Source organism: Serratia sp. EWG9, from assembly GCF_019913725.1.
Classification (GTDB): domain Bacteria; phylum Pseudomonadota; class Gammaproteobacteria; order Enterobacterales; family Enterobacteriaceae; genus Serratia; species Serratia ureilytica.
Window position 1 is genome coordinate 516,955 of record NZ_JADNRO010000001.1, and the last position, 25,325, is coordinate 542,279.

Annotated in this window: 25 protein-coding genes; 8 read left to right on the plus strand and 17 right to left on the minus strand. The window is 60.9% G+C overall.

The features are described from left to right. Positions 1-16 precede the first annotated feature (16 nt). Positions 17-472, minus strand: a complete 456-nt coding sequence (locus ITX55_RS02400) for a MarR family winged helix-turn-helix transcriptional regulator (RefSeq protein WP_223524949.1) — start codon at positions 470-472, stop codon at positions 17-19. A 255-nt stretch (positions 473-727) separates the two neighbouring features. On the opposite strand from ITX55_RS02400, the gene ITX55_RS02405 reads away from it, so the two are divergent. After that, positions 728-1,927, plus strand: a complete 1,200-nt coding sequence (locus ITX55_RS02405; protein WP_033650443.1) for a multidrug efflux MFS transporter — start codon at positions 728-730, stop codon at positions 1,925-1,927. Positions 1,928-2,099: 172 nt separating this feature from the next. On the opposite strand, the gene ITX55_RS02410 is transcribed toward ITX55_RS02405, so the two are convergent. The 4 genes from ITX55_RS02410 to ITX55_RS02425 form a co-directional block, all read right to left on the minus strand. Then, positions 2,100-2,591 (minus strand): nuclear transport factor 2 family protein, encoded by a 492-nt coding sequence (locus ITX55_RS02410; protein ID WP_033643018.1) that lies wholly within the window; start codon positions 2,589-2,591, stop codon positions 2,100-2,102. A gap of 9 nt (positions 2,592-2,600) precedes the next feature. Next, on the minus strand, positions 2,601-3,053 hold the full coding sequence (locus ITX55_RS02415; RefSeq protein WP_099783007.1) for a MoaF N-terminal domain-containing protein: 453 nt from the start codon (positions 3,051-3,053) through the stop codon (positions 2,601-2,603). Between the two features lie 310 nt (positions 3,054-3,363). Continuing rightward, a complete protein-coding gene (locus ITX55_RS02420) occupies positions 3,364-3,798 on the minus strand; it encodes a glyoxalase/bleomycin resistance/dioxygenase family protein (protein WP_047026144.1) in 435 nt (144 codons plus the stop codon). A gap of 18 nt (positions 3,799-3,816) precedes the next feature. Continuing rightward, entirely contained in the window at positions 3,817-4,686 is an 870-nt protein-coding gene (locus ITX55_RS02425; protein WP_033650446.1) for a helix-turn-helix domain-containing protein, read from the minus strand. A gap of 178 nt (positions 4,687-4,864) precedes the next feature. Between ITX55_RS02425 and ITX55_RS02430 the strand changes: the two genes are divergently transcribed. Both ITX55_RS02430 and ITX55_RS02435 read left to right on the plus strand, forming a co-directional pair. Further along, positions 4,865-5,782 carry a DMT family transporter gene (locus ITX55_RS02430; RefSeq protein WP_108680696.1) on the plus strand — a complete coding sequence of 306 codons (918 nt, stop codon included), beginning with the start codon at positions 4,865-4,867 and terminating at the stop codon, positions 5,780-5,782. 54 nt (positions 5,783-5,836) lie between these two features. Next, positions 5,837-6,733: a PhzF family phenazine biosynthesis protein gene (locus ITX55_RS02435; RefSeq protein ID WP_108680694.1), complete on the plus strand. Its 897-nt coding sequence runs from the start codon at positions 5,837-5,839 to the stop codon at positions 6,731-6,733. Between the two features lie 133 nt (positions 6,734-6,866). Here ITX55_RS02435 and ITX55_RS02440 read toward each other — a convergent pair whose 3' ends face one another. From ITX55_RS02440 to ITX55_RS02465, 6 genes are read right to left on the minus strand one after another with little or no spacing between them, the layout of a single operon-like run. Then, positions 6,867-7,319, minus strand: a complete 453-nt coding sequence (locus ITX55_RS02440) for a hypothetical protein (RefSeq protein ID WP_159085276.1) — start codon at positions 7,317-7,319, stop codon at positions 6,867-6,869. A gap of 28 nt (positions 7,320-7,347) precedes the next feature. Continuing rightward, entirely contained in the window at positions 7,348-7,680 is a 333-nt protein-coding gene (locus ITX55_RS02445; protein WP_108680692.1) for a hypothetical protein, read from the minus strand. Beyond that, positions 7,667-8,005 (minus strand): hypothetical protein, encoded by a 339-nt coding sequence (locus ITX55_RS02450; protein WP_108680690.1) that lies wholly within the window; start codon positions 8,003-8,005, stop codon positions 7,667-7,669. The genes ITX55_RS02445 and ITX55_RS02450 overlap by 14 nt, the downstream gene beginning before the upstream one ends. Positions 8,006-8,057: 52 nt before the next feature. Beyond that, positions 8,058-8,492 carry a hypothetical protein gene (locus tag ITX55_RS02455; RefSeq protein WP_072008285.1) on the minus strand — a complete coding sequence of 145 codons (435 nt, stop codon included), beginning with the start codon at positions 8,490-8,492 and terminating at the stop codon, positions 8,058-8,060. A 3-nt stretch (positions 8,493-8,495) separates the two neighbouring features. Continuing rightward, the gene (locus ITX55_RS02460) at positions 8,496-12,722 is read right to left on the minus strand and encodes an RHS repeat-associated core domain-containing protein (protein WP_255612167.1); all 4,227 of its coding nucleotides are present in this window, start codon (positions 12,720-12,722) and stop codon (positions 8,496-8,498) included. Positions 12,723-12,753: 31 nt separating this feature from the next. Then, entirely contained in the window at positions 12,754-13,185 is a 432-nt protein-coding gene (locus ITX55_RS02465) for a DcrB-related protein (RefSeq protein ID WP_033643010.1), read from the minus strand. Positions 13,186-13,417: 232 nt separating this feature from the next. Between ITX55_RS02465 and ITX55_RS02470 the strand changes: the two genes are divergently transcribed. Continuing rightward, the gene (locus ITX55_RS02470; RefSeq protein ID WP_223084782.1) at positions 13,418-14,422 is read left to right on the plus strand and encodes an alpha/beta fold hydrolase; all 1,005 of its coding nucleotides are present in this window, start codon (positions 13,418-13,420) and stop codon (positions 14,420-14,422) included. 69 nt (positions 14,423-14,491) lie between these two features. Then, complete coding sequence (locus ITX55_RS02475; RefSeq protein ID WP_042784450.1) at positions 14,492-15,142, plus strand: dihydrofolate reductase family protein; 651 nt, start codon at positions 14,492-14,494, stop codon at positions 15,140-15,142. 41 nt (positions 15,143-15,183) lie between these two features. Here ITX55_RS02475 and ITX55_RS02480 read toward each other — a convergent pair whose 3' ends face one another. Next, entirely contained in the window at positions 15,184-16,800 is a 1,617-nt protein-coding gene (locus ITX55_RS02480; RefSeq protein WP_108680688.1) for a serralysin family metalloprotease, read from the minus strand. A gap of 411 nt (positions 16,801-17,211) precedes the next feature. Here ITX55_RS02480 and ITX55_RS02485 point away from each other — a divergent pair, with 411 nt between their 5' ends. Next, positions 17,212-17,565 (plus strand): AprI/Inh family metalloprotease inhibitor, encoded by a 354-nt coding sequence (locus ITX55_RS02485; RefSeq protein WP_223084783.1) that lies wholly within the window; start codon positions 17,212-17,214, stop codon positions 17,563-17,565. Between the two features lie 4 nt (positions 17,566-17,569). Here ITX55_RS02485 and ITX55_RS02490 read toward each other — a convergent pair whose 3' ends face one another. Next, positions 17,570-18,091, minus strand: a complete 522-nt coding sequence (locus tag ITX55_RS02490) for a chromate transporter (protein WP_033644268.1) — start codon at positions 18,089-18,091, stop codon at positions 17,570-17,572. Next, on the minus strand, positions 18,088-18,654 hold the full coding sequence (locus ITX55_RS02495; RefSeq protein ID WP_042785697.1) for a chromate transporter: 567 nt from the start codon (positions 18,652-18,654) through the stop codon (positions 18,088-18,090). Before ITX55_RS02495 ends, ITX55_RS02490 begins: the two co-directional genes overlap by 4 nt. A 103-nt stretch (positions 18,655-18,757) precedes the next feature. On the opposite strand from ITX55_RS02495, the gene ITX55_RS02500 reads away from it, so the two are divergent. Continuing rightward, entirely contained in the window at positions 18,758-19,669 is a 912-nt protein-coding gene (locus ITX55_RS02500) for a LysR family transcriptional regulator (protein WP_223084784.1), read from the plus strand. Positions 19,670-19,959: 290 nt separating this feature from the next. Continuing rightward, positions 19,960-21,129 carry a cupin domain-containing protein gene (locus ITX55_RS02505; RefSeq protein WP_216473642.1) on the plus strand — a complete coding sequence of 390 codons (1,170 nt, stop codon included), beginning with the start codon at positions 19,960-19,962 and terminating at the stop codon, positions 21,127-21,129. A 36-nt stretch (positions 21,130-21,165) separates the two neighbouring features. Here ITX55_RS02505 and ITX55_RS02510 read toward each other — a convergent pair whose 3' ends face one another. Genes ITX55_RS02510 through ITX55_RS02520 form a run of 3 tightly spaced genes read right to left on the minus strand, consistent with a single transcriptional unit; the run spans position 21,166 to position 25,162 of the window. Continuing rightward, the gene (locus ITX55_RS02510) at positions 21,166-22,470 is read right to left on the minus strand and encodes a c-type cytochrome (protein ID WP_042784443.1); all 1,305 of its coding nucleotides are present in this window, start codon (positions 22,468-22,470) and stop codon (positions 21,166-21,168) included. Between the two features lie 11 nt (positions 22,471-22,481). Beyond that, entirely contained in the window at positions 22,482-22,940 is a 459-nt protein-coding gene (locus tag ITX55_RS02515; RefSeq protein WP_197781772.1) for a (2Fe-2S)-binding protein, read from the minus strand. Beyond that, positions 22,940-25,162 (minus strand): molybdopterin cofactor-binding domain-containing protein, encoded by a 2,223-nt coding sequence (locus tag ITX55_RS02520; protein WP_223084785.1) that lies wholly within the window; start codon positions 25,160-25,162, stop codon positions 22,940-22,942. The genes ITX55_RS02515 and ITX55_RS02520 overlap by 1 nt, the downstream gene beginning before the upstream one ends. Positions 25,163-25,325 lie beyond the last annotated feature (163 nt).

The following is a 25,325-nucleotide window of genomic DNA, read 5'->3' on the forward strand; positions in this document are numbered from 1 at the left end:
CAGGCCGCCCCTGCAATCAGTCCGCTTCCGCAGACGGCGCCGCCGCCAGCCGCGCCATCAGCGCCCCCGCTTCGAGCAACAGCGCCTGCTCCCGCTCGGACAGACAGCTTTCCATCGCCGCCAGCAACCACGCCTCGCGTCGGGCGCGGCTTTGCTGCAGCAAACCCAGCCCGGCGGACGTCAGCCGCACCCGCACCCGGCGTTTGTCTTCGGCATCCGGTGTGCGCACCAGCAGCCCATCGGCTTCCAGCTCGCGCAACGCGGCCGCCAGGTTTGAGGAGCGCATACGCTCCGACTCCGCCAGCAACGACGGCGTCGCCTCGCCGCCATGGCGATCGATAGCCCCCAACAGCATCAGCTGGGCCCAGGATTTTTCGTCGCTGCGCGACTCGCGCCGCATGCGGCGCACCAGCGACATTAACTGCGTGCGCAGCAGCGTCACGTCTTCAGGATGATCTTTTTTCATTGGCATCAGTCGATAACGTCCAGTTTGTCCCTACTTTCACATCGCCGGATCGCGCAGTCAATGGCGCCCCATTCGGCCACCGCGCGCTTCTGGCTTAACCCATTTATCTATGATAATATAGCTATTAATATATAGCAAAAAGACACTGCAGCCGGCAGGGTTACGTTTGCTCACGCATTTGCCCCCTCGCCGACTAATTTGCAGTGTTATTATTGTTTTGCTTAACAAATCCCTCCTCATTCAACGTGGTACGATAAGCCGATGGAAGCGTGGAAAGTCAATCTGATCTCGGTCTGGCTCGGGTGTTTCTTCACCGGGCTGGCGATGAGCCAAATCCTCCCTTTTCTGCCGCTGTACGTCGAACAACTCGGCGTCAGCGATCATCAATCCCTCAGCCTGTGGTCCGGGCTGGTATTCAGCGGCACCTTTTTGGTCTCGGCGGTGGTGTCGCCGCTGTGGGGCAGCCTGGCCGACCGTAAGGGCCGTAAGCTGATGCTGCTGCGCGCTTCGCTGGGCATGGCGATCGTCATCGCGCTGCAGGGGCTGGCCACCAACGTATGGCAGCTGTTCGCGCTGCGCGCCCTGATGGGGCTGACGTCCGGCTATATTCCCAACGCCATGGCGCTGGTCGCCTCGCAGGCGCCGCGCGATAAAAGCGGCTGGGCGCTGGGCACGCTCTCGACCGGACAGATCTCCGGCGTGATCGCCGGGCCGCTGCTGGGCGGGCTGATGGCCGACCATCTGGGGCTGCGGGTGGTGTTTTTCGTCACTTCCGGGCTGATGTTCGTCAGCTTCCTGGTGACGCTGTTCCTGATTAAAGAGCGACGCATCACGGTGAAAAAAGCGGATCAGCTGAGCGGCAAGGCGGTATTCCGGTCGCTGCCCTATCCGGCGCTGATCGTCACCCTGTTCGTTTGCACCCTGATGATCCAGCTGGCCAACTCCTCCATCAGCCCGATCCTGACGCTGTTCATTCGCGAACTGTCGGGCAACGTCAGCAATATCGCCTTCGTCAGCGGCATGATCGCCGCCGTGCCCGGCATCGCGGCGCTGATCTCCGCGCCGCGCCTCGGGCGGCTCGGCGATCGCATCGGTACCGCGCGCATTCTGATCGCCGCGCTGCTGTTCACCACCGGCCTGTTCGCCGTGATGGCCTGGGTGAATACGCCGCTGCAGCTGGGCATTCTGCGTTTTCTGCTGGGCTTCGCCGATGGCGCGCTGATGCCGGCGGTGCAGGCGCTGCTGCTGAAGTATTCCTCCGATCAGGTGACCGGGCGCATCTTCGGCTATAACCAGTCATTTATGTATCTGGGCAACGTGGTCGGCCCGCTGCTGGGTTCGGGCATTTCGGCGATGATGGGGTTCCGTTGGGTGTTCGCCGTGACGGCGGTATTGGTGCTGTTCAATGCGCTGCAGCTGCGCCATCAGTTCAAAAAAGTGCAGCCTAAACGCGCGGGATAGCGGGGAATGCGAGGGAAGCGCCTCAAGCAGTGGCGGGACAATGACGCCCATCAACCGTGCCGCCACTGCCAAAGGCGGCCGTAGCCTACTCGACGCGATGAACGTTTGGTATTTATGTAAGTAAATAAAGTGTTGCAGGCGCGTAGAGGGCCGCCGCAGCGGCCCTTTTGCATCAGAACATGGTGTTGTCGTTGGCCGATTTTTCCGGCACATCCTGATTGACGTCCCAATGCTCGGTGATTTTCCCCTGATCGTTAACCCGATAAATATCCACGCTGGCGGTGCCGCGATCCTGCGGGTTATTTTGATATTTGACGTGAACGTAGACCAGATCGCCGTTGACCGCGCTGCGGTATATTTTAGCGCTGTACTGCGGGTTGTCTTTGAAGGTCTGGCTGAAGAAATCGAGGAACGGCTTGATGCCGTCGCCGACGAACGGGTTATGCTGCTTGTAGTTTTCCACAATCAGCTTCCGCGCCACGCCGATGTCATGGCGGTTGAAGAAGCCCGCGTACAGATCTTCCACCACCTTCAGCTTTTGCTGAGCATGATGATAACCGCCCTTGCCGGCCGATTTGTAAGACGCCGCCTGATCCGTTGACAGCGCCGGGTAACTCGCCAGCAGGCCGCCGACGATCGCACAGGTGATCAATGCCTTTTTCATAACTGCTCCTTAGTTTCCTGAGTGACCTACAATTTTCAGCTGCCCTTTCAGATGGGTGAAGCTGCCGTCCTTGGCGGCGATGTTGGTGTACACCTCGCCGCGCTCGAAGTCCTCGATATGCGTCACGTTGTCGCCGGACTGCGGCTCATGCCAGTAGACCATGTAGACCTTCGGCCGAATTTCCACCGCGGTGTACTGCACGGTATCGGTGATGCCCTGCGACGCCTCGCCGATGCCGGTGAAGGTCATGGTCTTGTCATCGGTAAAATCCAGCTTGAAGGCGAAATCGCCAAAGGTCACCTGCACCACTTTACCAACCGCAATAAATTGCCCGTGTTTTTCCGTCATCGTCGCCGCCTTACTGTTTGTCAGGGAGGTTTGCGCCGCCGTAGCGGCAGGCAATGCCAGGGGGAAAGTCAGGGCTATCGCCAGCGCGATACCCGTTCGCTTCACTGTTTTCATCGTTCCTTCTCCTTTCCGTGGTTGAAAACGAGAATCATTATTATTTCTTAACGGTTAGCGGAAATATAAGAATAATCTCTATTCCCATCAGGCACCTGACGACGCCAAAAGAGGGTGAAAAATCGCCGTGAAATGGCGTGGCAATAGCGCGTTCTGACCCTTGGTTTTTACGCAATGAACGGGATTACTGTTTTCAGGATGAGGGATAGCTCGGGGATTCGGTAGGTCTATAGCGCAGATAGCTTTAAGCTAATGCGAATTTGTTCTTAAGCCGCCCGCCGCAGGGAAACGGCGGCGAACGGCGCGGCGTTTAACGCAGCCAGGGCGTATAGGTGACGCCAACCAGCAATCCTTCTGGGCTGAGCAACCGGGTAACGCTTTGCCCCCACGGCTCTTCACGGTTGGCGACCAGCAGCCGATAACCGCGATCGATTAGCCCTTGGGTGGCTATCGCCATGTCGGCCACGTCAAATTCGATCCACGCCTGCGGCGCCGCGAGATCCGCCGGCCAGCGCTCGTCGCCAAAACAGGACTGCGCCGCCTGCGCCAGCGGCCACAGGGCGAAGTGTTTCACCCCGTCCAGCGCGCCCTGCTCGGCCAGCAGATAGCTCTCGTTGCCCGGCATCGGCTTGAGCGGCAGCCCCAGCGCCTCGACATAAAACGCCTTGCTCGCGTCGCTCTCACGCGTGATCGGCCCGAATCCGGCGACGAACAACACGCCCAGGCCCGCAAATTGTTGATCCATGCTTGCACTCCCTTCCGGTTAGCGCCCCTGCCGCACCTGCAGCGGAGCAAATCCATAGGCCGCCTTGAAGCGGTTGCTGAAATGGCTGGCGGAGCTGAAGCCGCACGCCAGCGCGATCTCGGTGATCGGCTGTTGGCTATGCCGCAATAGCTGTTCCGCCCGTTGCAGCCGCGCGCGCATCACGAACTGGTGCGGCGCCAGGCCGGTGGCGTGCTTGAACATGCGGGCGAAGTGGTACTCGCTCAATCCGGCCTGCGCCGCCAGATCGGCCAGCAGCAGCGGCCGATCGAGATGGCTTGCGATATATTCCCGCACCCGCCTGGCTACCGCGGGGGCCAGGCCGCCGCGCGCCTGCGGCAGCGTCCACTGCAGCTGGCTGTAGCGTTGGATCAGGTGCGACATCAGCAGGTTCGACGCGCTGCTGAGCGCCAGCAGATTGGCGCTGTCCCGCCAGTCGCAGTTAAGCAAAAACTGGCGATACAGCAGCGTAATTTGCGGATCTTCGCCAAAGCTGCGCGGCTCTACGTTGATCGCCGCCGGGCTGCGATCCCAGGTTTGCTCCGCCAGCCGGCGCAAATGCCCGTCGGTGCAATACAGATGCACGAACGACAGATCGCTGCGCACATCCCAGGTAGATGCATACTGGCGCGGCATGATGCAGAACCGATCCGGCCCGCCGCCGTTGCGCCAGCCGCCCGGCACCTGCTGGTAACACTCATAGCCGTCGGCGACGTACAGGCTCAGGGTATGGTGGTCGGCGCTCTCCTGCGTGACGCGATCGTTGCAGTTGGACCAGGCGGCCAGCTCCACGCCGGTGCCCAGCAGCACGCTGCCGTGCAACCGCGCTTTATGCTCACGCAGTGTTTCAAACGCCTGATAGTTGGACATCGCCGGCCCCGTTGTTCGACATGCCGACAGTGTAAAGAGTGGCGCCTCGGCATGCCAGCGGCCGCCCCGCGCTTTTGGCAAAAAAAGCGCAAGAATATGCAACTGGGCGCAAGGCGCTGCAAGCGCGGCCGCACGCCAAAGCGGATACTGCGCCATCGGCTTTTTCGGAGTGAATAGAATGAATGCGCTGTTGTACCTCGCCGTGGTGCTGATTTGGGGCACCACCTGGATTGCGATCACCCTGCAACAAGAAGGCCCGGTGGCTATTCCCGTCTCGATCGCTTACCGCTTCGCCATTTCCGCCGCGGTGATGTTCGCCGTGCTGTTGCTAACGCGCCGCCTGCGCCGCATCGCCCCGCGCGATCATTTGTTCTGCGTGTTGCAGGGCTGCTGCGTGTTCGGTTTCAACTTCTTCTGCTTTTACCACGCGGCGGCTTATATCAGCAGCGGGCTGGAATCGGTGATCTTCTCGATGGCGGTGCTGTTCAATGCCCTCAACAGCCTGCTGTTTTTCCGCCAGCGCCCCAGCCCCAACCTGCTGCCGGCGGCGCTGCTGGGGTTGACCGGCATCGTGGCGCTGTTCTGGCAAGATCTGGCCGCCACCCGCATGGCGCCGGAGCTGCTCAAAGGCATCGGTCTGAGCGCGCTCGGCACCTACGGCTTCTCGCTGGGCAATATGATCAGCACGCGTCATCAGCGCCGCGGGCTGGATATCTTTTCCACCAACACCTACGCCATGACCTACGGCGCGATGCTGATGGCGCTGATCGCCCTGGCGCAGGGCGCATCGTTCCAGATCGAATTCAGCAGCCGCTATATCGGCTCCCTGCTGTACCTGGCTGTCTTCGGATCGGTGATCGCCTTCGCCGCCTACTTCAGCCTGCTCGGCCGCATCGGCGCCGGCGCGGCGGCTTACAGCACCCTGCTGTTCCCGCTGGTGGCGCTGACCATCTCGACGATCTACGAAGGCTACCAGTGGCACTTCAACGCCGTGCTGGGGCTGTGCCTGATTCTGCTGGGCAACCTGGTGATGTTCGCCAAGCCGGGGCTGAGGTGGCGACGGGCAGGTATGCCAAAACAAAATTCAACCCTTTGAAGCCATTGGCGAATATCGTTATCATCAGGTTTTGTTGATAACGGATGATGGCCAATGCTCAGAAGCGATGATGTGACACCCCGCGCCTACAAACAGGTGGACGTTTTCACCGCCACGCCGCTGCTCGGCAATCCTGTGGCGGTGGTGCTGGAAGCCGAAGGGCTGAACGACGCGCAGATGCTGGCATTGGCCCGTTGGACCAACCTTTCGGAAACCACCTTTGTGCTTAAACCGACGCACCCGGCGGCGGATTATAAGGTGCGCATCTTCACTACCGAAAAGGAGCTGCCCTTCGCCGGCCACCCGACGCTGGGCACCGCACACGCCCTGCTGGAAGCCGGATTGGCGCCTAAACGCCCCGGAACGGTGATGCAGGAATGCGGCGTCGGCCTGGTGGCAATCAATATCCTGCCGGAAGGCGCATTGGCGTTCGCCGCGCCCGAAGTCAGTTTTCGCGCGATGGCGGTTGAGGAAACAGAACGGCTGATGGCCGCTTTACAGCCGGCGGTGATTGAAGCCGATACCCTGCCGGTTATTGTCGACATGGGCATCCGCTGGCTGATGATACGCCTGCCGGATGCGCAATCTTGCCTGGCGGTGATGCCGGATCAGGCCATGATCGAACGGTTGCAAACCGCCTGTGATGTGGATGGCGTAGTGATTTATGGCGCCTGTTCTGCGGCCGAACCGGCCGATTACGAAATGCGCGCATTTATGGTGGAATGCGGCGCCTTGATCGAAGATCCGGTAACGGGCAGCGCCAACGCCTGCCTGGCGCGCTTGCTGAAAGCCAACCGCTTCCCCGACGGCGATTGGACCGCGCAGGGCTACCTGGTGCGCCAGGGCACCCAACTGAAGCGAGATGGCCGCGTGAGCGTGCGCTTTATTGACGGCGAGCCCTGGATCGGCGGGCAGTGCTGCACCCTGATTAACGGCACATTGGGTATTTAGTTTGGGGGGGACAGGTTGGAGGGAGTGGTTTTATCTGCCTATTCGGCTTGCCCTAATGAGGCTCAGTAATTATCTCTCACTGAAAGTGAGTTCAGCTAGCGGAGGTTAATTTTAAAGATTTTTTCTGTTGAAATTATTGCATTAATAATACCAACTGATTAGCTCCATCAAAGGATAAAATATTATCACAATTCAATTTAACGTCATTATTTTCAAAATCACAGCTAAACATGTAGTTCCAACCAGGAACACCCCAATATGCAGTATCAATGTTACTCAACCCAAAGCTAGTTTCACAGATCACACAAGGGTTAACCTTTCCATACCAAAACAATACGTGTGAACACTTTTCAAATGTACTACCTTTCAACCACTCATTCATTCTAACATATTGATTTTCATAGTCGTTATCCAGTATCTCCTGCGCACTTATCAATCTGTGATTTAATTTTGAAAAATCCAGATGCCCAGCGACCCAAGGTAGAGCGGATAATTTATCAAATAGTACCATAGATAGAGAAAGGTTAATCGTAGCATAATGCTGGGAAACCCACTCATTAATTATATTGTCATCAATAAATTTCATAAAGTATTTTCTCAAATAGATTTAAACATCATTCGTCAACGGGTTTCTCCCAATAAATTATTTTCTCCATTTCCCTTTCTATATCATCCATGCTATCCATCCCTAATTCATGACTAAACCTTTCAGAAATAACCCCTCTTATTTTTGATAAGCGGCCAGTAACATTATTTTTATCAATAAACTGCGTAGTTTCCTCACAATATGCATTTCTCACCTTCTGACTTACTTCCCCACTTGCATCGGTATAATAATGCCGTGCAATGTTCCGCAATGATATCAAAATAAACTCTATCTCAGATAATATATCTATCGCTTCATGGCCAGATAGAACTATTCTCTCATTCTCTTTATTTAGTTTCATTTGTAAAATCACCCATATTAAAAAACAGACTCTTCCATTGTTCAAGGCACTCCTCAAACTCATCTATACTCGAAACAATCATAGACTCCTCGGTGTACTCATTAAAAATCTCCACACCGTTAGGTTTAATAGTTATAGTATGAGAGTTCCCCGTCCCCTCCCAAAATGGCAGAACCCCAGATCTTACAAGCTTACAGGCCTCAGTAAACTCATTGACACCATAGATACTTCTCTGGATATCATCCTTTAAAAAGTCAATCAGTATCCTAAAATCACCATTAGCTTCTATAGATGGATAACCGTCATCACAGATAAAGAACCTCATGACAACCCTCCATGTTCTTTATTTCCTCATTCAATTCCTGCACACTCAGCAATCAAACTATCACCATTTCCTCAGGTTTTAGCACATTGACCTTCAGTCGAAATCCAGCACTTGAATCTATAGCAACCGTTGAATCACGTAATATGGTTGCAGAAACGAAGGGGTTGGAGTTTTCCGAGTAAATAACCCAAACTAGTTTTTCTTCGCGATCCAAATAAGCGATAAAACCTTCTGAGCCATAACTCCCCTCCCCTAAGCATAAGTATCCACCACAACTCAAATTAATTTTTTTTATTACATCAATTGTAGTAATCTCATCTTTATTTTTTTCATAGAACTCACAAAAATCGAAACGTCCCGATTTAGATACTTTAGGCGTGGGGTAGGATATGATATCGATCAACTCAGCTCTACCATCTGAAAAATACAGAGCATTTTTAATCGGTAATTCACCAGCTTCCCACAGTTCAGTAATTACATTCTTCATTTTTTATGGACACCTCTTAGGTCGGCTATTGAGCCCTTTATCCGGAACCACACCGCCAGCTTTAACATTTCTGCGGTCTTTGAAACGCTCTTGGAATTTTTGCTGCCATGTTTTCCCTGTCGTAGATGAAGGATGAACAGCATTAGGGTCAACACGTTGAACAGCAACTTTTTCTACACCTGCTTCCAAAGCAGCATCTAACCTTCTATTATCATATGTGACTAATTGGCCATCAACCTCTAATACATTTAGAGGAGAACGCCCCCAATCCCATTCTCCTTTTTTCATGATCTCGGCATAATCATTTGCAGATATTGTTCTCTGTGAGAAATTGATATCTGATGGATTAACCCATTCTATACTCAACCCAAACGGATCCACCCACATCAGCGGGTTCGGCGCATACTGATACAGGTTCAACCCGCCGCGCAGCCCTATCGGATCCTGCGTGGTGAAACGCCCCACCTCGGGTTCGTAGTAGCGGAACAGGTTGTAGTGCAGGCCGCTTTCGTCGTCCTGATATTGCCCGGCGTAGCGCAGCGGCTGCTGATATTGCGCGCCCTGCCGCTTCGCCGCGCCGGCCACCGTCTGGCCCTGCAGCTTGCCGAAGGTGTCGTATTGCCCGGACCAGCACAGGTTGCCCGCCGCGTCGGTCACCTCCAGCGGCGCGCTGTTCAGATCGGTGTGGTACCAGTAAATATCCGCCGAGCGGCTGTCGCCCGCCAGCTCCAGCGCCGCCAGCGGGCTCCACGGGCTGGCCGGATCGTAGCTCCAGCTGCGGCGGCTGCCGTCGTCGCGCTGCTCCTGCAGCAACCGGTAGCCCTGCCACAGGAAACGGGTCGTCTGTTCGGTTTTGCCTTTGTAGCGCACCGTTTTGCGGCTGCGGCGGCCCAGCACATCGTAATGGTACTGCGCCTCGAACTCGCCCTGCGGGCCGCGGCCGTGCGCCTGCACCAGCCGATTGTCGGCGTCGTAGCGGTAGTGCTGTTCGTACAGACCGTTGCGCCGGCTGATCAGGTTGCCCCAGGCGTCGTAACGGTAAAACAGTTTTTGCCAGTGCGTCAGGCGGTTATCGGCGATCGGCGCCAGCGGCAGGTGCGCGTCGATGTCGCTCTGCGGGCTGCGTTCGCCCAGCAGGTTATCCGCCAGATCGTACACCAGCCGCGCGCCCGGTTTGCCCTGATTGGGTTCGCGGTGTTGCAGCAGGCGACCCTCGGCGTCGTAACCGTAGTGCACTTCGCCGCGCAGCGCGTCGCTCACCCCGGCCAGCTCGCCGCGGCCGGTGTAGCGATAAGCGCGCCACAGCACGCCGTCTTCCGGCCGGGTCAGTTTGTCGTGGCCAAAGGCGCTGCTCTGCCAGCTGCGGCGGCCCATGGCGTCGTAACGCCGCTGCTGCTGCAGCGCGCCCTGACTGCGGCCGGTTTCCCGGTGCAGGCGATCGCGGGTGAATTCGCTCACCACCTGCTGGTTGAATTTAATGGCGCTGGCGTGGCCGGAGCCGTAATACAGCCACTGCAGGCGATCGCCCTGCGGCAGCGTCAGCGCCTGCAGGTTGGCCAGCGCATCCCATTGGTATTGCAGCTCGCCGTTCACGCCCTGCTCGCCGAGCAGCCGCCCGGCGGCGTCATAGCGCATCTGTACGCTGTCCGGCTCGATGCCCAGCGCTGCGCCGCTCGCCGTCGGCAGGCGGTTCAGCTCGCGCAGCCGCCCCATGGTGTCGAAGCGGTAATGCCATTCCGCGCTGGCGTTGCCGCGCCAGACCAGCTGCCCGGCCTCGTCGAAGCGGAAGCGCTGTTCGCGCTGCGTCAGCTCGCCCGTGCTGCCCGGCAGGCCAACCTCGCGGTGCTCCTCCAGCAGCCCGGCCGCGCCGTAACGATAATAGTGGCGGGTGTCGTCCGGGCGCTCTTCGGTCAGCACGCGGCCCACCGCATCGTAGCTGAAGCGGTAGTCTCCGCCGTTGCCGTTCTCCAGCCGCGTCAGCCAGCCCTGCGGGCTGTAGTGATAGCGCCGGGTGCGGTTGATGCGATCGGTGATGCTGACCGGTAGCCCCAGGGCGTTGTACTGCCAGCGGGTCAGGCTGCCCAGCGCGTCCTGATGTTCGGCCAGCTGGCCGTGTGCATTCCAGTTAAAGCGCTCTTCGCCGCCGTCCGGGTGGATCAGGGTGTGCAGGCGCCCACCGTTATCCCATAGGTAGCGCGTCTGGTGGCCTTCGGCATCGGTCTGCGCCGTCAGTTGCCCCAGCGCATCGTAGGTATAAGCCGTGATGCTGCCGGAACAGTCGGTGTAGCGCGTCAGCTGGCCGCGGGCGTCCCACTCCAGCTTCACTTCCCCGCCCAGCGCGTCGATCACACTAGCCGGCAGGCTCTCTTCGTCATCCGGATAGCGGTACAGCGTGGTATTGCCCAGGGCATCGACATAACGCGTCGGGCGCCCCAGCGTGTCCCAGTGCTGCGCCTCGCTGCTGCCGTCCGGGTACGCGACGGCGAACAGCCGGCCGCTGTTGCGCGAATATTGATAGCGCGTCACGCGGCCGAGCGGATCGGTCTCCGACAGCAGGCGGCCATAAGGATCCCATTCGCTCTGGCGCTGCGCGCCGCCGGGCAGCAGCACGCTGCACAGCTCGCCGCGTTGGTAGATAAAACCGTAGCGGCGCTGGTCGAAATCGGTGTACTGCGCCACGTTGTCGTCGTCATCCAGCCGCCACTCCGCGCGCTTGCCGTCGCCGCGCACCGCGCTGCGGCGCCCGCCGGCGAAGTCATAGCCGAACTCAAGGGATTCTCCGGCGCTGTTGCGATAGGCCGTCACGCGCGGCACGCCGTCGATCTCTTGCCATTGGTATTCGTTCAGCAGCCCGGCGGCGTCCTGGTGGCTGATCATCAGGCCGTCGCGCCAGCCAAAGCGGCGCGTCACCTCACCGGCGCGGTTGCTCACCGTCGTCAGTTGGCCCTGCTCATCGTAACCGTAGCGCGCCAGCGTCCGTTCGCCTTCGGCGGTTTGCAGCGCCACTTCGCACAGGCGGCCCTGCGCATAGCGGCACATCAGGCGCTGCCCGGCGCTGTCCACCAGTTCATTCAGCAGCCCCTCGTCGTCGTAGAACAGCGAGGTGGCGTTGCCGATGGCGTCGGTGATCATGCTGAGCCGGCTCGGCCGATCGCCCGCCAGCGGCGGATAGTGGAAAATCTGTTCGCCGACGTCAAACAGCTGCCAGCTGCCGTCGTCGTTGTGCATCAGCCAGCATTTTTCGGCTTCGCAATAGGTTTTGTGGCCGCGCGGCACCCTGGGGAAAGCGACGAAGTCGCCGGAAGGCGCGCGCCACACCAGGCCGTCCTGATACGGCTGCAGGCTGCTCTCCCAGAACAGGTTCCAGCCGCGGCCCAGCACGCCGTCGCCGGGGTTACCGCTGCGCCAATAGCGCTGCCAGGCGACCGGCAGGCGCGATGGCAGCACGAAATCGAGATCGTCTTCGCCGTCGAGGAATTTCTGGCCGCTGACGATATCCACCGGCCGGGCGATAATGCCGACGGCGGCGGTCGCGGTCATCAGGGTGCCGGCTCGGCAGGCGATGCGCGCCAGTTTGTTGATGCCGGGCAGTTTGCCCAGCAGTTTGCCGAGCGCCCCCAGCTTGCCGGCGGCGCCGCCCACGCCGCCCACCAGCCCGGCGAACAGCAGCGTCAGATCGGAGACCTTATACAGCCAATCCGGCACTTCGGGCTTGATCGGCAAGGTGGTGACGGTGCCGCCGCCGATAAACACGTTGGGCGAACCTTCCATCACCTGCGCGTCGCAGTTGGTTTTGTCCCCCACGCGCGAGGCGGGCTGGCCGTTGATGCTGACCTTGTCGGAGCCCTGCGCCATCTGCATGCTCGGGCCGTCGTCGCTGCAGGCCACCTGGCTGTTGGTGGCGAGCGCGGCGGGTTTGCCGTTGATGAAGACGTTGGGGGAGCCGGTGACGATATTGCCTTTGGGGGTCAGGCTACCGGCACCGGCGTCGGCAATGCCGTCGCGCGCCGCGGTGGCCGCCTCCCCGGTGAGATACCCCACCGCCAGGCTGGCGCCGATGAGCAGCACGCCGACGCCGATACAGGAAGCCGCCAGGCCGGCGACGAACAGCGCACCCGCCGCCAATGCGCCTGCGGCGGCGATCAGGCCGCCGACAAGGGTGCCGGCAATCATGCCGGCCAGGGCATGGGAATGCCCGATGGTATCGCCGACGCGGGCCGCTTCGGTCATCGTAAGTTCCTTTTACGCAAAAAGTTCATCGTTAGGCCGCCCGGTAGCTGTTCAGCACCTGCTGCAGCAGCGCGTCGTCTTGCGGCGTCAGCTTGCGCGCCATCGCCAGGGTGAACACCAGCACCCGGCCTTCCGCCAGCGCGAACACCGCCTGGTTCTGCCAGATGCGTTTGCCGTCGCGCAGGTAGCTGGCGCGCACCCACTCACCGGCGGCCAGCCCATCGCCCAGCGACGCCGGCTCGCGGCTTTTGAACGCCCAACCTTTCAGCCCCTGCGCCAGCGCATCAAGCTGGCGAGTGACGTAGCTTTCCAGGTTCTCCGCCGGCTGCAGCGCATCGCGGGAAATATTGACTGAGGGGGAAACATCATCGCCGGCCAACAGCACGTTGACGGTGCGATCGGCATAGCCTTCCGGCAAAGCGACGCTGCCTTCGCTGAAAGCGCAGCGGGATAAAGCGGACATGCGAGGATCCTTTTGCATAAATAATGCTTAAGCATCGCATAACTTAGCCTTGAAATAAAACCATCAGATACTGCGAATGTTGCACGGCGTGACCCCGTTCACTGTGAAAAAGACCGTTGTCGGAATCTTGCCGGGAATCAAACCGTAATATTACAGAATTATCTGAAACCACTGGCGCGCCAGCGCGCCGATTGTGGCTATACTCGGCTATCGCCCTTTTCAGGAGATCAGGATGCTGAGATTAACCCGCCGCGCGCTGTTGTGCGCCACGTTGGCCGCGTTCACCGCCGGCGCCGCCGAAACGCCGAAATTCGGCCCGGAGCTGCAGGGCTTTCACTACCCCTACCCGTTGCAACAATTCAGCTTCACCTCGCAGGGGCAGCCGTTAAAAATGGGCTATATGGACGTGCCGCCGGAAGGCGCCGCCAACGGCCGCACCGCGCTGCTGCTGCACGGTAAAAACTTCTGCGCCGCCACCTGGCAGGACACCATCAAGGCGCTGAGCAAGGCCGGTTACCGCGTCATCGCGCCCGATCAAATCGGTTTTTGCTCCTCCACCAAGCCGGCGCATTACCAGTACAGCTTCCAACAGCTGGCGCAAAATACCCACGGCCTGCTGCAGAATCTGAACATCAGCAAGGCCATCGTCATCGGCCACTCCACCGGCGGCATGCTGGCCACGCGCTACAGCCTGATGTATCCGCAGGCGGTGGAACGGCTGGTGATGGTCAACCCGATCGGCCTTGAGGACTGGAAGGCGAAAGGCGTGCCGTGGCGCAGCGTCGATCGGTGGTTCGAGCGCGAGCTGAACACCACCGCCGAGGGCATCCGCAACTATGAGCAGCGCACCTACTACGGCGGCCGCTGGAAGCCGGAGTACGATCGCTGGGTGGATATGCTGACCGGGCTGAACAACGGGCCGGGCCACCGCCTGGTGGCGTGGAACTCGGCGCTGATCTACGACATGATCTTCACCCAGCCGGTGTATTACGAGTTCAAGGATCTGCAAACGCCCACCACGCTGATGATCGGCACCGCCGACACCACCGCCATCGGCAGCGATATCGCCCCGCCGGCGGTCAAGGCCAAGATCGGGCACTACGCGGTGCTGGGCAAGCAGGCGGCGAAACTGATCCCGCACGCCACGCTGATCGAATTCGCCGGGCTGGGCCATGCGCCGCAAATGGAGGAGCCGGCGCGCTTCCATCAGGCGTTGCTCAAGGCGCTGCAACCCTGAGCGGCCGGTTGGCGCAGCCGGCGCGCGGCGGCTAAACTTTCAGCTGGCACTCAATTGCAGGAGACAGCCATGCGACAGATTATTGCCAGCGCGTTCGTCAGCCTCGACGGCGTTATGCAGGCGCCCGGCGGGCAGGACGAAGACCGCAGCGGCGGCTTTCGCTTCGGCGGCTGGACCGCCCCCTATTGGGATGACGCCGTCGCAGAAACGATGGGCGAACTTTTCTCTGCGCCTTTCGATCTGCTGCTCGGGCGGCGCACCTACGATATCTTCGCCGGCTACTGGCCGCATATCACCGACGAGGCCGACCCGTTTTCCGCCGATATCGCCCGCACGTTCAATCAGGCGGCCAAGTACGTCGCCACCCACCACGGCGAGACGCTGACGTGGGAGAACAGCCAGTGGCTGGGGCAAGACATCCTCGCCCGGCTGCGCGAGCTGAAGCGCACCCAGGGGCCGGTGCTGCTGGTGCAGGGCAGCAGCACGCTGATGCAACAGCTGCTGGCCAACGATCTGGTGGATGAACTGCGCTTGCTCACCTACCCGGTGCTGCTCGGCGGCGGCAAGCGGCTGTTCGATGACAACGCGGCGCCGGCGGCCTTCACGCTGACCCACTCGGTGGTCTCGCCCGGCGGCGTCATTGTGGCTCACTACCGCCGCGCCGGCGCGGTGAAAACCGGCTCTTTCGTGGCGGAAAGCGCCGCGGCGGCCCAGTCGTAAAAAAAGGGCCGGTCGGCCCTTTTCTCTTTCCCTTCTTCACCTCAGGCAAACAAAATATCGCTCTGCTCCACCTGCCCGACCACGTGGATCTTGAAGTCGGCGGCATAGCTGTTGCTCTGGGTGTTCATCAACAGATCGGTGGTGCCGTTGAAGGCGTCGAAGTTGAGCTGGATCTCGCCTTTCTGGCCGCTGAAGGCGCTGCCGCTGTCGATAAAGCGCAGCTCGCTCAGGCTGTTGTTGAAGCGCAGGCCGGAGAGATCGATCTTGTCGATGCCGTGCTCGAAGTCTTCAATCACGTCGAACGCCGCCACCGTCGACTCTTTGGCGTTGAGATAGACGAAATAGTCGGTGAAGTTGTTGGCGTCTTTGCCGCCCCACAGATGGTCCGCCCCCCGCCCGCCGTACAGGATGTCGGAACCGGCGTTGCCCGCCAGCAGGTTGTCCTGATCGTTGCCGATGAGCAGATCGCGCCCGCTGCCGCCGATGGCGTTCTCGATGATCGCCCCGCGCGCGATGGCGACGTTCTGCGTGCCGCCGCCGACGCTGGAGAACGCGCCGTCGTTCAGGTTGATCATCTGCTGCTGGCTGTAGCCGGAGAAGTCCAGCGTGTCGTTGCCGCCGGCGTCCCACACCGCGAAGTTGACCGGTTTGCCGTTGTCCGCCGTGGCGGTCAGGAAATCACGGCCGGTGTTGGAGTTGAAGCCGTACACCGTGTCGCCGATGCGGGTGTTCATGTTGGCGCCGTACAGCTTCTGGATCGCGGCGATGTCATCCACCATCGGCCCATAGCCATACACCCCTTTGGTGTCGGCGCCGGTGTAACCGGCGTTGAAATAGCTCATGATCGAGTATTGCAGCGAATCCTGATAATAAGCCGCGTCATTCTGGTAACTCGGGTTGCCTAACGATGCGTCATAAGATCCCGGATGCGCCAGCCCCAGGGCATGCCCCAGTTCGTGGGTGAAGGTCTGGCTGCTGAAGTCGCCGCTAACCGGCGCCTTATGGGTGGCGAAATTTTTGTTGAACCACACCGTGCCCGCAAAGGCGTTATCGCTGCCCGATTTGGAACTCGGCGGGTAATAGGCGTAAGCGTTGATGGCATTCGGGCCGCTGCCGGCGGCGGTGCTGCCGTCGGCGCGCTGCGTGAAGTAGGCGAAGGTGATATCCGCGCGGTGGTTGATATCGGTGGACGCCGCCTCGGTGAAGGTTACGTTCGCCACGTCGGCCCACGCCTGCATCGATTTCAGCGCCTGAGCCTGCGCCGCCTGGGTCAACGGCTGCAGCCCCTTATCGCCGTCACCGGTCTGGCCGATGCGGTTCAGCGCGCTTTGCGTCAGGAAGGAATAGGTCAGCGCGACCGGCTGGTGATACACCTGGTCGCCGTTGTGCGTCAGGCCCGGCCGCGTCAACTGATCGGCGGCGCGATCGAAGCTGAAGTTATCGCGGATTTTACCCAAATTATTAATCGCCGCCCCGCCGCGCTGGTTACTGTACAGGTTAGCGTTGTCCAGCGTGAACAGCGCGCCGTAGCCCAATCCGTCATAGGGGCTGCCGGGCTGGTGATAGTAAAACTGATAGTTATGATCGTTGGGGGATGTGGCGGCCAGGCTGGTGAACTCATCGTCATCTTGCAAAATGTCGTTGTGGCGACTGCTCATTGCATTCTCCTTTTACACACTAGGAATCCACTCGCTTTGTAAGACTATTCATCAGTCGTTCTTATCTAAGCCGAGGCTTAGGATTGACCAGTATAGTGACTCACTCCGGCGACGCGAGCCCGCCCAGCCTGGCTTCACCGCGCCGGGCGTTAAGAAGGAGATAACCATAACAATTTGTATTCTCACTATATTAATGAGAAAAATAAGCGCAATAACAGGTTAATCACTCGTCTTTTCGCGCCTTTTAGCGACGGTTAGATCAGAATAATCGAGGATTAAAAAACCTAATCCTTGCCTCATCATCCCGCCGGGAACGTGCTAAGGTGTGAACGGACAGCCGAAAGGAGTGACCCGATGCCAACCCATTTCCTTATGCGCGCCTTGCGTCGCGCCAGCCTGACAGGAGTCGTTATGAGCGTATTGTGCAGCAGTGCCCTGGCCAGTTCACTGCCGTTGCTGGAACCCGCCGCGCTGAAGGGCGACTGGCAGCTCGCCGCCATCGGCGACGGTAAAGCCGTCTGCGAGGTGCAGCTGAGCGATGAAGCGGTAGCCAACACCAACGCTTTTCGCTTCAGCGCCTCCGCCGAGTGCCTGCAGCCGCTGGCGCTGCAAACGTTGCCGGTCGCCTGGCGGCCGACGCCGGACGGTATGACGCTGACCGACGCCGAAGGGAGCATGGTGGCGTTTCTGGCCCTGACCGCGCCGAAGCGCTATGAGCTGATCGACCGCAACGGCCCTTCACGCTTTGTGCTGATCCCGCGCTAACCCTTCAGGCAAACAGCAGGCCGAGCAGCGCGCCGCCCGCCAGCACCCACAGCGGATGGAGGCGCTTGCTCATGCTTAATCCCGTCGCCAGCGCCACGATCGCCGCCAGCCGCCAATGGGGCGCGGAAGCCTCGGCGATCAAAAGGCCGCTGGCCACCACCAGCCCCACGGTCAGCGGCACCAACCCGGCCTGCACGATACGGCGCCACGGACGATCCTTAAAGCGCCGCCAGGCGCCCATCACCAATAGCGTAACGATGGAAGACGGCCCGAACTTGGCGATCGAAGAAACCAGCAGCCCCGCCCAGCCGGCCACGTGCCAACCGACCAGCGGTACGATCATCATGTTCGGCCCCGGCGCGGCCTGCGCCATGGCGAACAGCGCGCTGAACTCCTGGGCGCTCATCCACTGATGCACCTCTACCACTTGCCGCTGCATCTCCGGCAGAATGGTCATGCCACCGCCGAACGCCAATAAAGAGAGCTCGGTGAAGATCAGCGCCAACGCCATCAACACCCCGCTCATGACGGCCACCGCCACATCAGCAGAATGCTCAGCGGCGCCAGCACCAGCATGGTCGGCAACAGCGGCAGGCGCAGCCAGGCAATGGCGATCAGCGCCAGCGCGACGATCGCCAGCGCCGGCCATTTGCCGCGCAGCGGCAGCAGCATCTTGATCCCGGTCGAGAGCAGCAGCCCGGCGGCGGCGGCGGCCAGCCCGGCGAACACATGCTGCACATGGGGATCGTTTTGGAAGCGGGCGTACACCACGCCCAGCCCCACCACGATCGCCGTCGGCGCGCTGATGAGGCCCAGCAAGGCGCACAGCGCGCCGCGCAGCCCGCGAAATTCCATCCCAACCGCCACCGACAGGTTGATCACATTGCCGCCGGGCAAAAACTGGCACAGGCCGAGCAGCTCGGTGAACTGTTCCGCGTTCAGCCAGCGCCGGCGTTCCACCAACATGCTGCGCGCCATCGGCAGCACGCCGCCGAAGCCGATCAGCCCCAGCCACAGAAAGCCCAAAAACAGCGCCGCGTTGCCCGGCGCTGCCGCCGGGTGCGGTTTTAACGTATTGATATCTGACATGACATTGCCGTTCCACATCGCTTGTTTTGATGTCTGGTATCATGCGCGCCGCCGTGCCATGATGTCTAATGCATTCCGGAACAACGAAAGATACCTTTGAGGTATGGCTATGATTGAACTGCGTCGCCTGCGGGCGTTCGTCACCGTGGTGGAAGAAGGCAACATCACCCGCGCCGCCGAGCGGCTGTTTATCCAGCAGCCGCCGCTGACCCGCCTGTTGCAGGGGTTGGAAGACGAATTGGGCGTGAAGTTGTTACAGCGATTGCCGCGCGGCGTGCGCGTCACCGAAGCGGGCGGCGTGCTGTTCGAAGAAGCCCGCGCCCTGCTGGCGCGCGCCGAACGCCTGCGCGAAGCGGTGCAGCGCGCCGCCCGCGGCGAGCAGGGCCACATCGCCATCGGTTTCACCAGTTCCGCCGCGCTGCACCCGTTCGTGCCCAACCTGCTGCGCCGCTACCGCGACATCCTGCCGGGCATCACCACTCAACTGGAAGAAGCCGGCAGCGGCGAACTGATGGATGCGTTGCTGGAACAGCGCCTCGACGCCGCCTTCGTGCGCTCGCCGGCCAACGGCATTCCCGGCCTGAGCGTCGAGCCGGTGCTCAGCGAGCCGATGATCGTCGCCCTGCCGCTGGGCCATCGGCTGGCGCAAGAAACGCAGCAACCGCTGCCGTTGGCCGAACTGGCCCACGAGTCGTTTATTCTCTATCGCCGCCCGGCCGGCCAGGGGCTGTACGACGCCATCCTGGCCGCCTGCCACCGCGCCGGTTTCAGCCCGCGCATCGTGCAGGAAGCGCCGCGCCTGCCGGCCACCCTCAGCCTGGTGGGCGCCGGATTAGGGGTGTCAATCGTGCCCGGTTCCATGCGGCGGCTGGGCGGCGACGGCATCGTCTACCGCACTCTCGCCGCAGAAGCGCAGCTCAGCGCCCCGCTTTACCTGGCGCTGCGCCGCAGCCCGGCCTCGCCGATCGTCGAGCGCTTTCGTCAGCTGGTGCTGGAGACCGTGGGGCAGTCATAAAAAGCCCGAACGGCCAATAAAAAATGACATTCGTTTATTATTTATTTAAGCCTGTGAGCGGTGAAAATTAATTCCAATCCATGACTATTCAACTTCCGGTTAATTAATTAAACCCGCTCTCACTTAGTAACAAACGCAAACAAATAAGCGCCTACGCAATACATTCCAGCCGCTAGGATTTAAGGGTCACAGCCTATTCCCGCCGATGACAAAAAATCATTTCAATGGCGATCGCGCCTTCCCTGTCGCCTGCTTCTGCAGGCGCACGGTTTTATATTGGAGAAAACGCTATGCTATCGCGTCGTGATATATTGAAAGTCTCCGCCGTCAGCGCGGCCGCCGCCGGCATGATCGGCGGCATCGCCAAAAATGCCGCTGCCGATGACCATCGCAATATCGTGCCTCCCAGCAGCTATCAGCCGCCTGCCGATGCGCAGCATCTCTATAAATACAAATTCACCGACAGCAAAAAGCGCAGCCTGCCCAACGGCTGGGCGCGCGAAGCCACCGTCGAGCAATTCCCGATCTCCGAAGGCGTGGCGGGCGTCGACATGACGCTGGAGCCGGGCGGCGTGCGTGAGCTGCACTGGCACGCCATCGCCGCCGAATGGGCGTTTATGCTCGAAGGCCATGCGCGCATCACCATCCTCGATCCCGAAGGCAAATGCGAGGTGGCGGATTTCGGCCCCGGCGACGTCTGGTATTTTCCGAAAGGCTATGGCCATTCCATTCAGGCGCTGGCGGACGGCGCGCATTTTATTCTGGCGTTTGATAACGGGCATTTCTCCGAATTCGGCACCTTCAGCATCACCGACTGGGTGGCGCATATGCCGAAAGAGGTATTGGAAAAAAGCGTCAACATGCCGGCGGCGGTATTTTCCAAGGCCAAACAGGGCGAAGCTTATATTGTCGGCGGCGCCGTTCCGCCCACATTGCCATTGCCGAAAAGCGACGGTGGATTAAATAACGCCCCGCTGACCCACCGCTATGAATTAATGAAGCAAAAGCCGTTCTTTGAAAATGACGCCGGCAGCGTCCATTTGGTGTCGTCGAAAGAATTTCCCATTTCCACCACCATGACCGGCATCATCGAGATCGTGAAACCCGGCGCAATCCGGGAATTGCACTGGCACCCCAATGCCAACGAATGGCAATACTATATTGCCGGCAAAGGCCGCATGACGGTGTTCAGTTCGCACGGCCACGCGCAGACGGAAGAGTACGCCCCTTCGGACGTCGGTTACGTGCCACAGGGCTTCGGCCATTACATCGAGAACATCGGCGATGAGGATTTGAAGGTACTGATCGTGATGGACAACGGCATTTATCAGGATATTTCGTTGTCCGACTGGCTGGCGAAAACCCCGGCCTACCTGCTGGCGGACAACTTCAATAATCAGGTTGAGGACTGGCAGGATAGACCGAAAGACAAACGGGTGATGTCGCGCCGCAGCCGCTGACGCCGCGGCGAGGGAGAATCTCCCTCGCCGCTTTCTTTACTGCTTGCGCTGCTCCGCCACCTGTTTGGCGGTGACCTTGCCCTGCTTGTCGCCGAAATGGCCGACCACAAAGTTGGCGACCGCCGCCACTTCCTCGTCGGAATACGCGCTGCCGAACGCCGGCATCATCTCATGCCGCTCGCCGACGCTGATGCTCGTCCCCTTCAGGATGGCCTGCACCACGCTGCGCCCCTGCGGATCGTTCACCGCCGTGCTGCCGACCAGCGACGCATACTCGCTCTGGCGGCCCGGCCCGTTCCACTGGTGGCAGCCGCTGCAGTCGTTGGCGAACACCCGGCGCCCGAGCGAGCTGTCTTGCCCGCCCGGCAGGATCGGCGTGGAAGCCCCCGCACCCTTCGGCTGCAGGTTGACCGCCGCGGCGTCGTCCCCGGCGATCGGCTCGATATCGCGCAGGTATTTCACCAGCGCCAGATTATCTTCCGGCGTCAGGAACTGCAGGCTGTTTTCCACCGCTTCCGCCATCGGGCCGGCGGCGCTGCTGCGCCCCGGCGCATGACCGGTGGCCAGATATTGCGACAGCTGCTGGTCGCTCCAGCCGCCGATGCCGGTCTGTTTGTCCGGCGTGATGTTGGCGGCGAACCAGCCCTGCACCACTTCACCGCTCAGGTGCTTGCTCTGGTTAAGGCCGAACCCCAGATTGCGCGGCGTATGGCACTCGCCGCAGTGGCCGAGCGCCGTCGCCAGATAGGCGCCGCGATTCCACTGTTCATCCTTGTTGAGATCCGGCGCGAAGCGCTGCTCCTGGAAGAACGCCAGGTTCCAGAATTTCATGCCCCAACGCTGATTGAACGGGAACGACAGATCGTTTTGCGGGTTGGCCTGTTTCACCGGCGGCAGGCTGAACAGATAATCCTTGATCGCCAGCACGTCGTCGCGGCTCAGCCCGGTGTACGAGGTGTACGGCATCGCCGGGTACAGGTTGCCCTGCGGGCCGATGCCCTCACGCACCGCGCGCACGAACTGATCGTCGCTCCAGTTGCCGATGCCGGTCTCCTTGTCGGCGGTGATGTTGGTGCCGTAAATGGTGCCGAACGGCAGTTTAAAGGCGAAACCGCCCGCATAAGGCGCGCCGCCCGGCGCGGTATGACACGCCACACAGTCGGCGGCGCGCGCCAGGTATTCGCCGCGCGCCAGTTTATCGGTCATGCCGGCCGGCGCCCCGGCGATCGGCGCCGCAGGCTCCGCGCCGGCAGGCCGCAGCAGGGTATACAGCGCGTATCCTCCCGCCAACACCACCACGGCGATAATCAGCCATAACAGCCCTTTCAAGGCGTTGCTCATCACGTCTCTCCCTAACCCAACGCCTTGGCGGCCTGGTGGATGGCGGCGCGAATGCGCACATAGGTGGCGCAGCGGCAGACGTTGCCGCCCATCGCCGCGTCAATGTCCGCATCGCTCGGGTTTTTGCTCTGGGCCAGCAGCGCGCTGGCGCTCATGATCTGGCCGGACTGGCAGTAACCGCACTGCACCACGTCCAGGTTGAGCCAGGCTTCCTGCACCGCCTTGCCTTCCGGCGTGGCGCCGACGGCTTCGATGGTGGTGATTTTCTTGCCGGCGGCGGCGGAGACCGGCGTCATGCACGAACGCACCGGCACGCCGTCCAGATGCACGGTGCAAGCGCCGCACATGGCGATGCCGCAGCCGAACTTGGTGCCGGTCAGGCCGGCTTCGTCACGCAGAAACCACAGCAGCGGCATGTGCGGATCGCCCTCGAAGGTCAGCGGCTGATCGTTTACGGTTAAATGAATCATCAGGTTCTCTCCTTGTCAGACGCCGGATTCGCAGTGGGATTATGCAGTGGCAGGCTCAGCGAGGTACGCGGCCGCCCGAGCAGCGCCAGCGCGTTGCCGACCGCCGGAGCGATGGTCGGCACCCCCAGCTCGCCCACGCCGGTCGGTTTTTCGCTCGAGGGCACGATGATCACCTCGATCTCCGGCATCTCATCGATGCGCAGTGGGCGGAAGTTATTGAAGTTGGACTGTTCGACCACGCCGTCTTTCAGCGTGATATTGCCGTACAGCGCCAGGCTCAGGCCGTAGCCGATACCACCCTCGATCTGCGCGCGGATCACGTCGGGGTTCACCGCCACGCCGCAGTCCACCGCGCACCACACTTTATGCACTTTCGGGATGCCGCCTTCGCCGATCGACACCTCCGCCACCTGCGCCACATAGGTATCGAACGCCTTGGCGACGCCCACGCCGCGCGCGCGTCCGTCCACCACCTTGGCGCCCTGCCAATCAGCGGCTTTGGCCACCGCCCGCAACACGCCCGCCGCGCGCGGCGCGTCGCCCATCAGCGCCAGCCGCCCTTCCACCGGATCCTGCCCGGTTTCCTGCAGCAGTTGATCGATAAAGCTCTCCACCGCGTGGCCGGTGTGGGTGCTGGCGACCGACCGCAGCGAGGTGGTCGGCACCTTGCCGGGCACGATATGCGCATCGCAGCGGAAGGCTTCGAAGGTATAAGGCACCTCGCTGGCGCCCTCGACCATCATCTGATCGAGGCCGTTGACCACCAGCGCATCCATCGCGCTGTGGCGCGTCCAGGAGTGGCCGACTACGGTATCGGTCCAGCCCACCACCTTGCCGCCGCGAATGGCGCCGCGCAGGCGATGCAGGATCATCGGGCGATACCAGCCGTTGCGGATGTCGTCCTCGCGCGTCCATACCACCTTCACGCCGTGGCCGGGGCCAATGCCCTTGGCCGCCGCCGCCATGTCGGCCGCCAGATCCGGCCCCAGCGTCGGGTTGCCCAGATCGATACGCCGGCCGAAGCTGCCGCCCGCCAGAATGGTTTCAATCTGCACCTTCTCCGGCGGCAGCTCGAACAGATCGCACAGCTGCTTGTGGTCGAGCGTCTGGATTTGGCAGCCGTAGCGCGCCTTGACGCTTTCGCCGTCCCAGAACAGATAGCCGTCCAGCGGCTCCATCGGCGCGTGAGCGACGTAGGGGAAGGTGTATTCGGCCTCGATCACCTTATCGGCCTTGTCGAACACCTCGTCCGGCTTACCGAGACTCTTCGCCACTACGCCGGTTTTCTGCGCCACCTGGCGGAATTCGGCGTAGATTTCCTCGGTGTTGCGTCGCTCCGCCTGCGCATCGTCCCAGGTGACCCTAAGCCGATCCCGCCCCTGGATCGCCGCCCAGGTATTTTTGGCGTAAACCGCCACGCCGGTGGCAACCTGTTTCACCGCCACCACGCCCGGCACCGCCAACGCACGGTCGGCGTCAAACGTCGCCACCTTGCCGCCGAAGCGCGGCGGTTTCTTGATGGTGACGGTCAGCATGTCCGGCTCGTGGATATCCTGCGAGAACTGCGCGCTGCCGTTGGTTTTCGCCAGTGAATCGACGCGGTGCAGACCGCGCGTTTTGCCGATCAGGGTAAAATTGGCCGGATCCTTCAGCGCCAGGCTGGCGGGATCGGGCGGCGGCAGCGTGGCGGCCAACTCGGCGAACCCGCCGAAACCCGCTTCGCGCCCGCTGGCGGCATGGCGGATCTTGCCCGCCTGCACGGTGATTTCCTGCGCGGAGGTTTTCCAACTCTGCGCGGCGGCCTGCACCAGCAGCGCGCGCGCCATGGCGCCCATGCGCCGCATCTGTTCATAGGCGTTGGCCACCGAACTGGATCCGCCGGTGCCCTGGAAGCCGAACGCCAGGTTCTTGTAGACGGCGGTGTCCACCGGCGCGGCCACGACCCGCACCTGCGCCCAGTCGGCGTCGAGCTCTTCGGCGACCAGCGTCGCCATGCCGGTATAGACCCCCTGGCCCACTTCGGTGTGTTTACTGATGACGGTGACGATGCCGTCGGCGCCGATCTGGACGAAGGCGTTGGCGTCAAACGCCGTCGCGCCGGCGGCGGTCGGCGCGTTCGAGCGCGCCAGCGCACCGGTGGACGGCAGATAGGCGCCGATCACCAACGCCCCGGCGCCGACGATAAACCGCCGCCGCGAAAGCGGAACTTGGGATATGCTCATTGCTCATGACTCCAAAAAAACCGAAGGCGTCACTGCCCTCGGCGAAACAGCGCTAATTATGGGAATGGCTTGCCGCGCCGGTCAGGTGACATAGCACAACAGAGCAATAATTAGCGTAGCCTATTATCCAGTAGGCTTAATGTTGAAGAGGGATTTTCTATTG